The organism is Actinomadura mexicana, assembly GCF_900188105.1.
In the GTDB taxonomy this organism is placed as follows: domain Bacteria; phylum Actinomycetota; class Actinomycetes; order Streptosporangiales; family Streptosporangiaceae; genus Spirillospora; species Spirillospora mexicana.
The window spans coordinates 134,065-149,077 of record NZ_FZNP01000007.1 but is presented as its reverse complement, the minus strand read 5'-3'; the positions used below and the strand labels follow the sequence as shown (position 1 = coordinate 149,077).

Genomic DNA, 15,013 nt, shown 5'->3' with positions numbered 1-15,013 from the left:
ACCTCGCCGGGTTCGTGCCCGGCCCGCCCCAGCTCATGCGCCCCCAACCCGGCCGATCCAACCCGGCCGATCCAAGCGCGGACCCCGTCGCCCCGCGGCCCCCTCGCCTCGGTGTGGCGGGTCCGGTCAGGCCGGGTCGGGCAGGGCGCCGGCGATGCAGTCCAGGACGCGCTCCAGCCCGTAGCGGAACTGGTCCTCGCCGGACATGTGGGGCAGGCGCGCGTCCTTCACGATGCGCTCGAACATCGGGTACCTGCCGGAGTCGAGCAGCTCGCGGACATAGGGGGCGCTCTGCATCATCCAGCGCTCGGGCGTCATCCCGCTCTGGCGCATCTCCCGCATCCACTCGATCTCGTTGCGCACCGTGCGCTCGATGTAGCCGTTCAGCATGTTCAGCAGGGCGACCATGTCGTCGATCGGGATGCCGACGTCCAGCGCGCCGAGGGCGAACTCCAGCAGCCGCAGCTGGTTGGGGCCGAGCGTGGCGCGCGGCCGGGCCAGGCCCGACAGCCAGGCGTGCCCGCGCCACACCGCGCGGGTGTTCTCGGCGATCAGCGTGAGGTCGGCGCGCCAGTCCCCGCTCGGCCGCTCGGGGATGTCCATCTCCAGCAGGACGTGGTCGGCCATCAGCTCGATCAGGTCCTCGCGGGAGGGCACGTAGCGGTACAGCGACATCGCGCCGGTGCCCAGTTCGGCGGCGATGCGGCGCATCGAGGCCGCCTCCAGGCCCTCGGCGTCGGCGATGCGGATCGCCGCCTCGGTGATCTGGGCGCGGCTGTAGGCCGGGCGCGGCCCCCGGCCCTGCCGCTCGGGTACCGACCAGATGCCGACGTGCCGTTCGCCGCCTGTCAAGGGACCTCCTCGTGACTCTCTCGAGCATCCTAGTTGCGTACGTCGTACTCAGTTGTCTACCGTAGTTGCGTACAACGTACCCAGAGGAGGGTTTGTGACCGACGAACCGATCGTGGTGGCCGAGGGGCTGCGCAAGCGCTTCGGGGACACCCAGGCCCTGGACGGCCTCGACCTGGCCGTCCCCGCCGGCACGGTCTGCGGGGTCCTCGGCCCCAACGGCGCGGGCAAGACCACCGCCGTGCGGATCCTGGCCACGCTCGCCGACGCCGACGCCGGGCACGCCCGCATCGCCGGCCACGACGTCGCCCGCGACCCCGACCGGGTCCGCGCCCGCATCGGCCTGGCCGGCCAGTACGCCGCCGTCGACGAGAAGCTCACCGGACGCGGCAACCTGCGCATGTTCGGCCGCCTCTACCACCTGCCCCGCCGCGAGGCCCACCGCCGCGCCGACGAGCTGCTGGAGCGGTTCGGGCTCGCCGAGGCCGCCGACCGGCAGGTCGCCGGCTACTCCGGCGGCATGCGCCGCCGCCTCGACCTGATCACCAGCCTGATCCTGCGGCCCCAGGTGCTGTTCCTGGACGAGCCCACCACCGGCCTGGACCCCCGCAGCCGCGGCGAGATCTGGGACGCCGTCCGCGGCCTGGTCGCCGACGGCACCACCGTGCTGCTCACCACCCAGTACCTGGACGAGGCCGACCGGCTCGCCGACGACATCGCCGTCGTCGACCACGGCCGCGTCATCGCCACCGGCACCCCCGACCGGCTCAAGGCCTCCGTCGGCGACCGCCTCGACGTCGTCCTGGACGACCCCGCCACGGCCGGCCGCGCCGCCGCGCTCCTGCGCACCCTCACCGGCAGCCACCCCGCCCTGGAAGGCGAGCGCCTCACGGTGCCGCTCACCGCCGGATCGGTGCGGCTGGCCGACGTCGTCCGCGAACTCGACCGCGCCGGAGTCACCGTCGGCGACGTCGGGCTGCGCCGCCCCACCCTCGACGAGGTGTTCCTGCGCCTCACCGGCAACACCGCCGGCACCGACACCCCCGGCACCGACACCGACACCGGCACCGACACCGCCGGGCGCCGCAAGGAGACCGTCCGATGACCGCCCTCACCGCCCCCGCCTCCCGTGCCGGACGGCTGCGCTGGGCCCTCACCGACGGCCTCACCCTCATCGGCCGCGAACTCGGCCGCATCCGCCAGGAACCCGGCGAGCTCATCGCCGCCCTGATCTTCCCCGCGGTCATGGTCGTGCTGTTCGGCTTCGTGTTCGGCAGCGCCATCTCCGTCCCCGGCGGCGGCAACTACCGCGAGTACCTGATGCCCGGCCTGTTCGCCATGGTCACCTTCACCTCCACCATGGCCGTCACGATGCGCGTCGCCACCGACGCCTCCCGCGGCGTCATGGACCGGTTCCGCTCCATGCCCATGGCCCGCGCCGCCGTCCCGTTCGGGCAGACCGGCGCCGAGATCCTCAACGGCGTCCTCGGCATGACCATCATGGCCGCCGCCGGCCTGGCCGTCGGCTGGCGCGCCCACAACGGCGTCTGGCAGACCGCCGAGGCGTTCCTGCTGCTGGCGCTGATGCGGTACGCGCTCAGCTGGGCCGGCTGCTACCTCGGCCTGGTGGTCAAGAACGAGCAGACCGCCGACCAGCTCATCCCGCTGGTCTTCCCCGTCACCATGCTGTCCAACTCCTTCGTCCCCACCGGCGGCATGCCCAAGGTCCTGCAGGTCATCGCCGAATGGAACCCCGTCAGCGCCCTCACCGCCGCCTGCCGCGAACTGTTCGGCAACCCCGGCGCGCCCGCCGGCGACCTCGCCTGGCCCCTCGCCCACCCCGTCCCCGCCACGATCGGCTGGGCGCTGCTCCTGCTCGCGGTGTTCGCGCCCCTGTCCGTGCGGACCTACCGCGTCCGCGGCCGCTGACCCCCGGCAGCCGGCCCCCGTGACAGGGGGACGGCGCCGCGGGCCGGAACCGCACCGCGACCCCCGGCCGGCCCGGGCCCCGCGCGGGGCCCGGGCCGACCGGGGGTCGGCAGGTCAACGCGCAGGTCAGACGCCGAACGGCGCCGGGTACCGCACCGTCCCCGACGGCACCGGGCCCGGCCCGTCCAGCACCAGCGCCATCAGCGCCTCGTCGGGCACCTCGAACTCAACGCCGACGCCCAGCCGCGACGCCCGCACGAACCCGAACCGCGGGTAGTACTCCGGATGCCCGAGCACCACCACCAGCCGCTCGCCCCCGGCCGCCGCGCGGGCCGCCGCCGCCTCCAGCACCGCCCGGACGGCCGCGCCGCCCGCGCCGCGCCGCTGCGCCCGCGGCAGGACCGCCACCGGCGCCAGCGCCAGAGCGCCCGCCCCGCCGACCGCGCACCGCGTCGCCAGCGCGTACCCGGCGACCCGGCCGTCCTCGTCCTCGGCCACCACCGACAGCTCCGGCACCCACGCCGCGTCCCGGCGCAGCGCGTCCACCAGATCCGCCTCGTGGACGGTCGGGAACGCCGCCCGCACCACCGCGCGGACCGCGCCCGCCTCGCCCGCCGCCTCCGGCCTGGTCGTCCAGCTCACCGGTCCCGCCCCCGCTCCCTGTACATCTGCCGCTGCCACCTGCTGATCGCCTTGGTGCGGTTCTCCCGCTCGGCGCGCAGCCGCTGGTCGGTGCGCGAGGCCGCCCACGCGTTCTCGCGCATCAGTTTGCGGTAGCTGTCGAGGCGGCGGCGCGGCAGCGCCCCGTCCTCGATCGCCTCCAGGACGGCGCAGCCCGGCTCGGACTCGTGCGCGCAGTCGCCGAACCTGCACCGCGCGGCCAGCTCCTCGACGTCGGCGAAGGCGCGCTCCAGCCCCTGCGACGCCTCGAACAGGCCCACGCCGCGCAGCCCGGGCGTGTCGATCAGGACGCCGCCGCCCGGCAGCGGCAGCAGCTCCCGCCGCACCGTGGTGTGGCGGCCCTTGCCGTCGGCCTCCCGGACCGCGCCCGTGGCCAGCGCCTCGGCGCCCAGCAGCGCGTTGCCCAGCGTGGACTTGCCCGCGCCCGACGGACCGACCAGCACCACCGTCCCCGGCAGGACGGCGCGGACGGCCTCCACGCCCTCACCGGTCGCGGCGCTGCAGGCCACCACGTCCACGCCCGGCGCGGCAGCGGCGACCTCAGCGGCGACCCCGGCGCGTTCCCCGGCGGCGTCGGGGACCCGGTCGGCCTTGGTGAGCACGACCACCGGCCGCGCCCCGCTCTCCCAGGCCAGCGCCAGCAGCCGCTCGATCCGCCCCAGATCCAGCGGGGCGGCCAGCGACACCGCGACCGCGACGGTGTCGACGTTGGCGGCCAGCACCTGGCCGCGCGAATCCCGCGACGCCGACGACCGCACGATCGCGGTACGGCGCGGCAGCAGCGCCGCCACCGCCGGCCGCCCGTCCGGGCCGCCGGGGCGCAGCGCCGCCCAGTCGCCCGTGCACGGCGCCGCCGACCGGTCACCGCCGGACCCGGCGGATCCACTGGACCCGGCGGACAGGACGGGCCCGGTGGAGGCCCGTGCCGGGCCGTTCTCGGTGACCACATCGCACAGGCCGCGGTCGACCGCGGCCACCCGCGCGGGGATCAGCCCCGCCGCGCGGTGAGAGGTGAACTCATGCTCCAGGGCGTCGTCCCAGCCGTAGGCGGCCAGAGGAGACGACCCCGTGAAAGAGGAAGACAACGGATCGGAACCCTTGCGTGAAGGGGCTTCGGCGTGACGGCGCCGCAGTCGGCGCGCAGTGGGACGGTCAGCCGGAGGCCCGGGAAACGAGGACGGGCTGAGTGCTGCTGCGGGCAGCAGCCACCGCGGCGACGGCCATAGGTCCTCATCCCCCTTCCGGTTCCGCCCCGGACACTACCGGCCCGCCCCCGCCCGGCCAACCGCTTTTCTCACCCGCTCGGGGGAGCGGCCTCGGCCGCGGCGGGGAGGCCCCGCGCGCCCCGCCGCGGCCACGATCGTGACCATGGCCACCACCCTCGCCGCACGCCTCTCGCCGCACGCCCTGGGACGCCGCCTGCCCGCGGCCGCGCTCGCCTGGGTCACCGCCTACGGCGCCCTGCGCGCCTACTGGGCCTCAGGGCACCGGCCGCACGACATGTCGCCCATCGGCACCGACCTCGTCGTCTTCACCGGATGGGCGGGCGCCGGACTGTGCGGGGCCGCCGCGCTCGCCCTGGCCGCCCTGACGCTCCCGCGCGCCGACCTCCTCGCCCGCGCGCCGCGCCTTGCGCTGGCGGGCGCCGCTTGGACCGCCGCGGCGTGCCTGGTCGCCTCCGGCGCGATGCTCCTGCTGGACGCGGTCGGCGCGGTCCTGCCCGGCCTGGGCCTTGGCTTCCACCCGCTCGGCGCGCTGTCGCGGGCCGCGGCCGTCACCGCCGGGGTCCTGACGGCCCTGTCCGCCCGCGCCTACACCGCCCGCACCCGCACCGGACCGGCCTGCGCCTCCTGCGCGCGTCCCGCGGCCGCGGGACGCGCCCTGCCCCGCACCCCCGCCTGGGCGTACGGGGCCGCCTACCTCGCCGTCGCCGGATGCCTCACCCGCATCGCCGCCCAGGCCGTCGTCGGGTTCGGCGAGTCGCCGCTGTCGGGCGGCGCCTCGGCGGTGCTGTTCGAGGCCGGGTTCGTGCTCGGCGGCTGCCTGCTGCCCCTCGCCCTCGTCCACCCCTTCGGACGGACCTGGCCGCGCCGGGTCCCCGTCCTGTCCGGGCGCGGCGTCCCCCGCCGGCTGGTGCTGTGGCCCGGCGCCGCGATCTCCGGCGGCCTGGTCGTCTACTTCGGGCTGATGCTGCTGCAGATGGCCTGGGAGCGGCTGCACGGCCGCAACCCGTTCCCGCCGGAAGGCGGCCTGGACCTGCCCGAGGCGTTCTTCTGGGTCGCCGTGCCCGCCTACTTCGCCTGGGGCGCCGGCATGGCCGCCGCCGCCCGCGCCTACGCCCGCCGCACCCGCACCCCCTGCCCGTCCTGCGGCCGCTGACCGCGCCCACCGGGGCGCGTCCCTGCCCGGGCGGCGGCGGAACGCGGCGCGGCGGCCGGAACTGGCGGCACTGTTCGGCAGTTATGGTGATTTGGGGGCGGGACCGCGATGAGGGGGCGTGACCGTGGACGACAACGACGAACGGCCGACCGGGCTCGACCGGGCCGACCGGGCCGACCGGGCCGCCGCCCGGCGGGTGCAGGAGACCTGGGACGGCCTGGCCCCGGCCGCCGCGCGGATCGCCACCGCGAGCGAGCCGGTCCGCGACGCCGCCCGCGGCGCGGCGGCGGTCGCCGCCGACCGCATCCTGGCGCAGGTGTCGGGGACGCCGGTGATGAGGGCCGTAGAGCAGGCCGCGCGGGACGCCGCCGTCAGGGCCGCCCGCGCCGCCGCCGAACGCGCCGTCACCGAGGCCCGCGCCGCCGCCGCGGCCAACCCCGCCACCGCCGGCGCGTTCGAGGCCGCCACCGCCGCGATGACCCTCGCCGAGCAGGCCGCCCGCCACCCCATGGCCGCCGCCGCGCGCCGCCTGGCCGCCCAGAGCCCCTTCGCCCGCGCCGCCACCGCCGCCGCCCTGGACGCCGCCGGCCGCACCGCCACGGCCCCCGCCGTGCAGGCCGCCACCCGGATGGTCGTGGACGCCGCCGTCGACACCGTCGCCGACGCCGCCGTGGACGCCCTCATGGCCGCCGGCCGCGACGTCGTCGCCCGCGTCGTCCGCCAGACCGCCGAGCAGGCCGCCCGCGACCTGGCCGCCGCGCTGCGCGACACCGCCCGCGGCGCCGCCCGGACCACCGGCGCCGCCGCCGACCTGGCGCCGCTGGCCGACCTGGCCGCCCGCGCCGGCCGCGACCCCGCCGTGCGCGACGCCGCCCGCGCCGCCGCCGGGCTGCTCACCGCCGCCGCCGGCAGCGCCCTGGCCCGCACCGCCCGCGACCTGGCCGCCCGCGCCGCGACCGCCGCCGTCGAGGCCGTCCTTCGCGAACTGCTCCGCGACGCCCTCAAGCTCGCCCTGCGCGACACCCTGCGCGGCATCATCGTCGAGGTGTCCCGCGACGTCGTCGTCGACGTCGCCAAGACCACCTGGACCACCGCCACCCGCCCCGCCCCGGCCGCCGCGACCGCCGTCGTCATCAAGGCCGCCACCGAGGCCGCCACCGAGGCCGCGGGCGGCGGCGACGCGTGGGCCGACGCCACCGGCGACACCGGCGACACCGGCGACACCGGCGCGCCCCCCGGCCTGGAACGCTGAACCGCCCCTCAGAAGATTCTGAAAGAACCATGAGAAACCAGCGCCGGTGGCCGGGCCGCCCACCGGCGCTGTTTACCGTGAGTACATGGAACCCGGCGCGCAGGACGCACCGCCCCCGCGGATCCTCGTGGTCGACGACGAACCCGCCGTCCGCGAGTCGCTGACCAGCAGCCTGGAGTTCGAGGGCTACCGGGTCACCGGCGCCGCCGACGGCGTCACCGCCCTGGACCAGGTCGAGCGCGAGACCCCCGACCTGGTCGTGCTGGACGTGCTCATGCCCCGCATGGACGGCCTGACCGCCTGCCGGCGGCTGCGCGCCCTCGGCGCCACCATGCCGGTGCTCATGCTCACCGCCCGCGACATGGTCGGCGACCGCGTCACCGGACTGGACGCCGGCGCCGACGACTACCTCGCCAAACCGTTCGACCTGGACGAACTGCTCGCCCGCGTCCGCGCCCTGCTGCGCCGCGCCGCCATGGCCGCCCCCGCCGCCCGCCCCGCCGCGGCCCCCGGCGACGTCCTGGCCTTCGACGACCTGCGCATGGACACCCTCACCCGCGAGGTCACCCGCGCCGGGCGACCCCTGGAACTGACCCGCACCGAGTACATGCTGCTGGAGATGTTCCTCACCCACCCCCGCCAGGTCCTCACCCGCGAGCAGATCCTGGAGACCGTCTGGGGGTTCGACTTCGAACCCGCCTCCAACTCCCTGGACGTGTACGTGATGTACCTGCGGCGCAAGACCGAGGCGGGCGGGCTGCCGCGGCTGGTGCACACCGTCCGCGGCGTCGGGTACGTGCTGCGCCCGGCGGCGTCCCCGTGAGCACCCGCGCGCCGGTCGCGCGGCGGCTCACCCGGCGGCTCACGCTGCGCGCCCGCATGGCGCTGCTCACCGCCGCGGCCGTCGCGCTGGCCGTCGCCGCCTGCGCCAGCGCGGGCTGGCTGCTGACCCGCAACCAGCTGTACCGCGAGCTGGACCGCCGCCTCGGCGCGGTGTCGGGCGGCCCGCCCGGCGCCCGGGACGGCGGCTACCGCGACGGGCAGCCCCCCTTCCACGGCCCCCGCCTGCCGCGCCGCCCCGAGGCGATCCTGGCCGCCTGCTCCTCCGACCCCACCGGCACCGGCGCCCAGAACCCGCCACCGGGCCCCTACGAGATCATGCAGCTGGTCCGCGCCGACGGGCGGCGCTGCACCGTCCCCGGCGCCGGCGCGCTGGAGGTCACCGCCGAGGACGCGCAGACCGCCCGCGGCGAACGCGACCACGTCTACCGCGACGGCACCGGCGTCACCGCCTCCGGGACCGAGAACGGCGTCCGGATCCTCACCCGCTCGTTCCGGCTGCCCGACGGCACCCCCGCCGCCGTGTCCTACGCCATCTCCCTCGACGAGGTCCAGGGGCCCCTGGACAACCTGGCGCTGCTGCTCACCGCCGTCACCGCGCTCGGCGTCCTGGTGTCGGCCGCAGCCGGCCTCATGATCGCCCGCGCGTCGCTGCGGCCCGTGGACGAGCTCACCGGCGCCGTCGAGCACATCGCCCGCACCGAGGACCTGGACACCCGCATCCCCGAGGAGGGCACCGACGAGATCGCCCGGCTCAGCCGCTCCTTCAACACCATGACCGCCGCCCTGGCCGCCTCCCGCGAGCGCCAGCAGCAGCTCATCGCCGACGCCGGGCACGAGCTGCGCACCCCCCTCACCAGCCTGCGCACCAACATCGACCTGCTGCTGCGCGCCGAGGCCGCCGGCCGCGACCTGCCCGAGGACGCCCGCCGCAGGCTGCTGGCCAGCGTCAGGGCGCAGATGCGGGAACTGTCCAGCCTCGTCGGGGACCTGCTGGAGCTCGCCCGGCCCGCCGACACCGCGCCCGTCCGCGAGACCGTCGCCCTGCACGAGGTCCTCGACCGCGCCGTCGAACGCGCCCGCCTGCGCGGCCCCGGCCTCACCATCACCTGCGACGCCCGGCCCTGGCACGTCCACGGCGACCCCGCCTCCCTGGAACGCGCCATCGTCAACCTCCTGGACAACGCCGTGAAGTTCAGCCCGCCCGGCGGCACCGTCACCGTCGCCCTCGACGGCGGCGAGCTCACCGTCCGCGACCACGGACCCGGCATCCCCGCCGCCGACCTGCCGCACGTGTTCGAACGGTTCTGGCGCTCCCCGTCGGCCCGCAGCCTGCCCGGCTCCGGGCTCGGACTGTCCATCGTCGCGCGCGTCGTCGCCGAACACGGCGGAAGCGTCGCCCTCCGACCCGCCCCCGGCGGCGGCACCCTCGCCCGCGTCGACCTGCCCGGCACCCCCGCCCCCGGCGACTGAACTCCCCGCCCGGCGGGCCCGGCGCGTTTCTCATGCGGCGTTAAGACACGGCTCACCGCCCTCCCACACCGGCCCCCGAACCTCGGTCCCATGAGTCACCTCATCACCGAACCGGGCACGCCCGCCGCGCCGCCCCCGCCGCCGCACGACCACGGCGGACGGGGACGGCTCGTCGAGGTGGTCGTTCCCGTCCACAACGAGGAACGCGTCCTTTCCGCCAGCGTCGAACGCCTGCACGCCTACCTCGCCGACACCCTCCCCTACCCCTTCCGGATCACCGTCGCCGACAACGCCAGCACCGACGCCACGTGGCCGATCGCCCGCGACCTGGCGGCCCGCCACCCCCGCGTCCGCGCCGTCCGCCTGCGCGACAAGGGCCGCGGCCGGGCCCTGCGCCACGTGTGGGGGACCAGCGACGCCGACGTCGTCGCCTACATGGACGTCGACCTGTCCACCGACCTGGACGCGTTCCTGCCGCTGGTCGCCCCCCTCATCTCCGGGCACAGCGACCTGGCCATCGGCTCCCGCCTGACCCGCGGCTCCGCCGTCGTGCGCGGCCCCCGCCGGGAAATCATCTCCCGCTGCTACAACCTGCTGCTGCGCACCGCCCTGGCCGCCCGCTTCACCGACGCCCAGTGCGGCTTCAAGGCCGCCCGCACCGAGATCGTGCAGGCGCTGCTGCCCTCGGTCGAGGACGAGGAGTGGTTCTTCGACACCGAACTGCTGCTGCTCGCCGAACGCAACGGGCTGCGCATCCACGAGGTCCCCGTCGACTGGGTCGACGACCCCGACAGCCGCGTCGACGTCCTGCGCACCGCCCGCGACGACCTGCGCGGCATGGCCCGCGTCGCCCGCCGCATGCTCACCGGCGCGTTCCGCGCCCCCGTCGGCGGGCGCCCCGGCCCCTCTGCGGCCATCGGCGGGGCCATCGGCGGGGCCACCGGCGCGCTCCCCGCCGGCATGGCCCGCCAACTGCCCGCCTTCGCCGTCATCGGCGTCCTCAGCACCCTCGCCCAGCTCATCCTGTTCGTCCTGCTGCGCCTCTTCCTCGGGCCGCTGTGGGCCAACGCGCTCTCCCTGTTGATCACCGCCGTCGGCAACACCGCCGCCAACCGCCGCTTCACCTTCGGCGTCACCGGAAACCGCCGCGCGCTGCGCCAGCAGCTCGAAGGCGGCGCCGCGTTCCTGCTCGGCCTGGCCCTCAGCACCGGCGGCCTGGCCCTGCTGCACGCCGCCGCGCCCGGCGCCGGACGCGCCGTCGAGGTCGCCGCGCTCGTCGCCGCCAACGCCCTGGCCACCCTCGTGCGGTTCCTGCTCATGCGCGCCTGGATCTTCCACCCCCGCCGCCTCGGCGACCACCCCGCCGCAACCGCCGCGGGACCTGTCGCGGGGCCCGCCGCCGCACCCGCACCCGCCGCCGACCGCACCGGAGGGACCACGGCATGACCTCCACCCTCACCCCGCCGCCCGCCACCGGGCACGCCGCGCCCCGCGGCCGCGCCCGCCGGCTGCTCCTCGGCCCCGCCGGCGACCCCCGCTGGGCGCGCCCCGCCCTGTGGGCCGTCCTGATCGTCGCGGCCGCCCTGTACGCGTGGGGGCTGTCGGCCGCCGGCGACGCCAACGCCTACTACTCCGCCGCCGTCAAGAGCGGCACCCAGAGCTGGAAGGCGTTCTTCTTCGGCTCCCTGGACGCCGGCTCCTACATCACCGTCGACAAACCCCCCATGGCGCTGTGGGCCATGGGCCTGGCCGCCCGCGTCCTCGGCTTCGGGACCTGGAGCCTGCTGCTCCCGCAGGTCGCCGCCGGCGTCGCCGCCGTCGCCGTGCTGTACGCGACGGTCCGCCGCGCCTTCGGGCACGCCGCCGCGCTCACCGCCGCCGCCGTCCTGGCCCTCACCCCGATCACCGTCGCGATCAACCGCGACAACAACCCCGACACCCTCCTGGTGCTGTTCCTGGTCGCCGCGGCCTGGGCCTGCCAGCGCGCCATCGACACCGGCCGGCTGCGGTCCCTGCTGCTCGCGGCGCTCCTCGTCGGATGCGGCTTCAACACCAAGATGCTGCAGGCGTTCCTGGTCGTCCCCGCGCTGGCCCTTGCCTACCTGGTCGCCGCGCGGCCCGGCGCGGCGCGCCGCACCGGGCACCTGCTCGCCGCCGGCGCCGTCCTGGCCGCCTCCTCCCTCTGGTGGACGCTGCTGGTCGACGCCGTCCCCGCCCGCTCCCGCCCCTACATCGGCGGCAGCACCGACGGCACCGCCTGGGACCTGGTCATCGGCTACAACGGCCTCGGCCGCATCCTCGGCCAGGGCGACGGCCCGGGCGGGCGCGGCGGCCCCGGAGGCGGCGGCGGATTCGGCGGCCAGTCCGGCGCCGGGCGGCTGTTCAACGACATCCTCGGCGGCCAGATCTCCTGGCTCGTCCCGTTCGCCGTCCTCGCCCTGGCCGCCGGCCTCGTCCTGCTGCGCCGACGCCCCCGCACCGACCCCGCACGCGCCGCGCTGCTGCTGTGGGGCGGGTGGCTCGCCGTCCACTACGTGGTGTTCAGCTTCGCCCAGGGCACCTTCCACCCCTACTACTCCACCGCCATGGCCCCCGCGATCGCCGCGCTCACCGGCGCCGGAGCCGTCCTGCTGACCGGCGCGCACCGCACGTCGCGGGCCTGGGCGTGGGCGCTGCCCGCGGGCGTCGCCGCCACCGGCGCGTGGGCGTTCGTCCTGCTGGACCGCACACCGTCCTGGAACCCGTGGCTGCGGTGGGCCGTCGCCGCCGCCACCGTCCTGGCCGTCGCCGCCCTGATCGCGGGACGGGCGGCCGCCGGCCGCGCCGGGACACGCGCCACCGTCGCCGGCCTGGCCCTCGCCGTGACCGCGGGCCTGGCGGGCCCGGGCGCCTACGCCGTCTCGGCCGCCTCCACCACCTCCAACGGCACCAACCCCCTGGCCGGGCCCGCCTCCGGCGGCGGCTTCGGCCGGCCCGGCGCCTTCCGCGGCGGCCGCGGCACACCCCCCGCCATGCCCGTGCCCGGCGCGCAAGCCCCCGGCGGGCGGATGCCGCCGTGGCAGGCCGGCGGCCAGAACGGGCAGGCCCCCGACGGGCAGGCCCCGGACGGGCGCGGGCAGCGGCCCGGCGGGTCCGGCGCGCGCGGCGGATTCGGCGGCGGGCCCGGCGGCGGCGCCGACACCCAGATGATCTCCTACCTGGAGAAGAACCAGGGCGGCGCCACCTGGCTGCTGGCCGTCTCCAGCGCCCAGGAGGCCTCCTCGATCATCCTGCGGACCGGGCGCCCCGTCATCGCCATGGGCGGCTTCACCGGCAGCGACCCCGCCATGACCGTCGCCAAGCTCCAGCAGTACGTCAAGGACGGCAAGCTCCGCTACATCATGCTCGGCGGCGGCATGGGCCCCGGCGGCGACACCGCCGTCACCGCCTGGGTCCAGAAGAACGCGACCCCCGTCGACGCGAGCGCCTACGGCGGCACCACCACCACCGCCACCGGCGGCTCCACCGGCGCCCGGCTGTACAAGCTCGGCTGAACAGGGAACACGCACATGACCACCACGATCCCGACCGCCCCGCCCGCGCCCCGCACCCCGCGCGGGTGGGGCGGCCTCCCGCGGCGGCTGCTGCGCGGCCCCGCCGCCGACCCCGCCTGGGCCAGGCCCGCGCTGCTGGCCCTGCTCACCGCCACCGGCGCCGCCTACATCTGGGGACTCGGCGCGTCCGGATGGGCCAACGCGTTCTACTCCGCCGCCGTCCAGGCCGGCGCCACCAGCTGGAAGGCGTTCTTCTTCGGCTCCTCCGACGCCGCCAACGCCATCACCGTCGACAAGCCGCCCGCCGCGCTGTGGCCGATGGCCCTGGCCGCCCGCGTGTTCGGCGTCAACACCTGGAGCATCCTCGTCCCGCAGGCGCTCATGGGCGTGGCGACCGTCGCGGCCCTGCACGCGGCCGTCCGCCGCCGCTTCCCCGCCTGGGCTGCCCTGCTCGCCGGCGCCGCGCTCGCCCTGACACCGGTGGCCGCGCTGATGTTCCGGTTCAACAACCCCGACGCCCTGCTGGTGCTGCTGCTGACCCTCGGCGCCCACGCCGCGCTGCGCGCCCAGGAGGGCGCGAGCACCCGCTGGCTGCTGCTCGCCGCCGCCTGCACCGGGACCGGGTTCCTGGCCAAGATGCTCCAGGCGTTCCTGGTCGTCCCGGTGTTCGCGCTGGTGTACCTGCTCGCCGCGCCCACGCCCTGGCGGCGGCGGCTGTGGCAGCTGGCCGCCGCCGGGGGAGTGCTGGTGGCCTCGGCCGGGTGGTGGGTCGCGGCCGTCGCGCTGGTGCCCGCCTCCGCCCGCCCCTACATCGGCGGATCGCAGCACGACTCCGTCCTGGAACTGGCCCTCGGCTACAACGGGCTCGGACGCCTCAACGGCGAGGAGACCGGCGGCCTCGGCAACCTCGACCAGGACGCCGGATGGGGCCGCATGTTCGGGTCCGTCATCGGCGGCCAGATCTCCTGGCTGCTGCCCGCCGCGCTCGTCCTGCTCGCCGCCGGGCTGTGGGCGACGCGCCGCGCGTCCCGCACCGACCCCGCCCGCGCCGCCCTGGCGCTGTGGGGCGGATGGCTCCTGCTCACCGCCGCGGTCTTCAGCTGGATGCAGGGCATCTTCCACGAGTACTACACCGTCGCGCTCGCGCCCGCGATCGCCGCGCTCACCGGCATGGGCGCCGCGCTGCTGTGGGAACGCCGCCGCGACCCCGAGGCCGCCGCGGTCCTGGCGGCGACGGTCGCCCTCACCGCCCTGTGGGCCCACGTGCTGCTCGGCCGGTCGCCGGACTGGCACCCCTGGCTCGCGCCCGCGGTCGCGGCCGCCGGGCTCCTGGCGGCGGTGGGGCTGGCGGCCGTGCGGCTGCTGCGCGGGCCCGTCCTGGCCGGGGTCGCCGCCCTGGCGGTCCTGGCCTGCCTCGCCGGGCCCGCCGCCTACGCCGCCGAGACCGCCCGTACCCCGCACACCGGCGCCATCGTGACCGCCGGCCCCGCCGCCTCCACCGGGTTCGGCCCCGGCCGCGGCGGCCCGGGCCGGGGTCCCGGCCGCGCCGGACCCGGCGGCTGGACCCGCGGACCCGGCGGCGGAGCCCCGCCCCAGGGCCCCGGCACCGCCGGGCGCCTGCCCGGCGGCCCCGGGCGCGGCGGGGGGCCGGGCGGCGCAGGCCCGGGCGGGGGACCGGGCGGGCTCCTAGACGCCGGGACCCCCGACGCCGCCGCCGCCTCCACCCTCAACGCCGGCGCCGCCTCCTACACCTGGGTCGCCGCCGCCGTCGGGTCCAACACCGCCGCCGGCTACCAGCTCGCCACCGGCCGGCCCGTGATGGCCGTCGGCGGGTTCAACGGCACCGACCCCGCCCCCACCCTCGCCGAGTTCCAGCGCCTCGCCCGCCAAGGCGAGATCCACTACTTCGTCGGCGCGGACCGCGGCCAAGGAGGCGGCCGGACACGCGGCGCCGGCAGCGGCAGCGACGCCGCCCGGCAGATCAGCGCATGGGTCGCCGCGCACTACACCCCCGCCACCGTCGGCGGCACCGTCCTGTACGACCTGACCCGAGCCGCGGGGTGACGGGGCGTCCCGC

At 77.2% G+C, this 15,013-nt stretch carries 12 protein-coding genes; 9 read left to right on the top strand and 3 right to left on the bottom strand.

The window, feature by feature from the left end; genetic code table 11:
* Positions 1-126: 126 nt before the first annotated feature.
* Positions 127-852 carry a TetR/AcrR family transcriptional regulator gene (locus CHC11_RS19445; RefSeq protein ID WP_089313182.1) on the bottom strand — a complete coding sequence of 242 codons (726 nt, stop codon included), beginning with the start codon at positions 850-852 and terminating at the stop codon, positions 127-129.
* Positions 853-946: 94 nt separating this feature from the next.
* On the opposite strand from CHC11_RS19445, the gene CHC11_RS19440 reads away from it, so the two are divergent.
* Together CHC11_RS19440 and CHC11_RS19435 are read left to right on the top strand one after the other, a co-directional pair.
* Positions 947-1,954, top strand: coding sequence for an ATP-binding cassette domain-containing protein (locus tag CHC11_RS19440; RefSeq protein WP_245919450.1), 1,008 nt, complete (start codon positions 947-949; stop codon positions 1,952-1,954).
* Positions 1,951-2,778 (top strand): ABC transporter permease, encoded by an 828-nt coding sequence (locus tag CHC11_RS19435; protein ID WP_089313180.1) that lies wholly within the window; start codon positions 1,951-1,953, stop codon positions 2,776-2,778. Before CHC11_RS19440 ends, CHC11_RS19435 begins: the two co-directional genes overlap by 4 nt.
* A gap of 126 nt (positions 2,779-2,904) precedes the next feature.
* On the opposite strand, the gene CHC11_RS19430 is transcribed toward CHC11_RS19435, so the two are convergent.
* Positions 2,905-3,420 (bottom strand): GNAT family N-acetyltransferase, encoded by a 516-nt coding sequence (locus CHC11_RS19430; protein WP_218826161.1) that lies wholly within the window; start codon positions 3,418-3,420, stop codon positions 2,905-2,907.
* Positions 3,417-4,544, bottom strand: coding sequence for a ribosome small subunit-dependent GTPase A (gene rsgA, locus CHC11_RS19425; protein ID WP_089313178.1), 1,128 nt, complete (start codon positions 4,542-4,544; stop codon positions 3,417-3,419). The genes CHC11_RS19430 and rsgA overlap by 4 nt, the downstream gene beginning before the upstream one ends.
* Positions 4,545-4,827: 283 nt before the next feature.
* On the opposite strand from rsgA, the gene CHC11_RS19420 reads away from it, so the two are divergent.
* The 7 genes from CHC11_RS19420 (at position 4,828) to CHC11_RS43470 (ending at position 15,000) form a co-directional block, all read left to right on the top strand.
* Positions 4,828-5,838 (top strand): hypothetical protein, encoded by a 1,011-nt coding sequence (locus CHC11_RS19420; RefSeq protein ID WP_089313177.1) that lies wholly within the window; start codon positions 4,828-4,830, stop codon positions 5,836-5,838.
* Positions 5,839-5,956: 118 nt separating this feature from the next.
* Complete coding sequence (locus CHC11_RS41400; protein ID WP_089313176.1) at positions 5,957-7,090, top strand: hypothetical protein; 1,134 nt, start codon at positions 5,957-5,959, stop codon at positions 7,088-7,090.
* An 85-nt stretch (positions 7,091-7,175) separates the two neighbouring features.
* A complete protein-coding gene (locus CHC11_RS19410; RefSeq protein ID WP_089313175.1) occupies positions 7,176-7,913 on the top strand; it encodes a response regulator transcription factor in 738 nt (245 codons plus the stop codon).
* Positions 7,910-9,403 (top strand): sensor histidine kinase, encoded by a 1,494-nt coding sequence (locus tag CHC11_RS43475; RefSeq protein ID WP_281258345.1) that lies wholly within the window; start codon positions 7,910-7,912, stop codon positions 9,401-9,403. The genes CHC11_RS19410 and CHC11_RS43475 overlap by 4 nt, the downstream gene beginning before the upstream one ends.
* Positions 9,404-9,493: 90 nt before the next feature.
* Positions 9,494-10,849 (top strand): bifunctional glycosyltransferase family 2/GtrA family protein, encoded by a 1,356-nt coding sequence (locus tag CHC11_RS19400; RefSeq protein WP_089313174.1) that lies wholly within the window; start codon positions 9,494-9,496, stop codon positions 10,847-10,849.
* Positions 10,846-12,936, top strand: a complete 2,091-nt coding sequence (locus tag CHC11_RS19395) for an ArnT family glycosyltransferase (protein WP_089313173.1) — start codon at positions 10,846-10,848, stop codon at positions 12,934-12,936. The genes CHC11_RS19400 and CHC11_RS19395 overlap by 4 nt, the downstream gene beginning before the upstream one ends.
* Positions 12,937-12,951: 15 nt before the next feature.
* Positions 12,952-15,000, top strand: a complete 2,049-nt coding sequence (locus tag CHC11_RS43470; RefSeq protein WP_089313172.1) for an ArnT family glycosyltransferase — start codon at positions 12,952-12,954, stop codon at positions 14,998-15,000.
* The last annotated feature ends 13 nt before the right edge of the window (positions 15,001-15,013 follow it).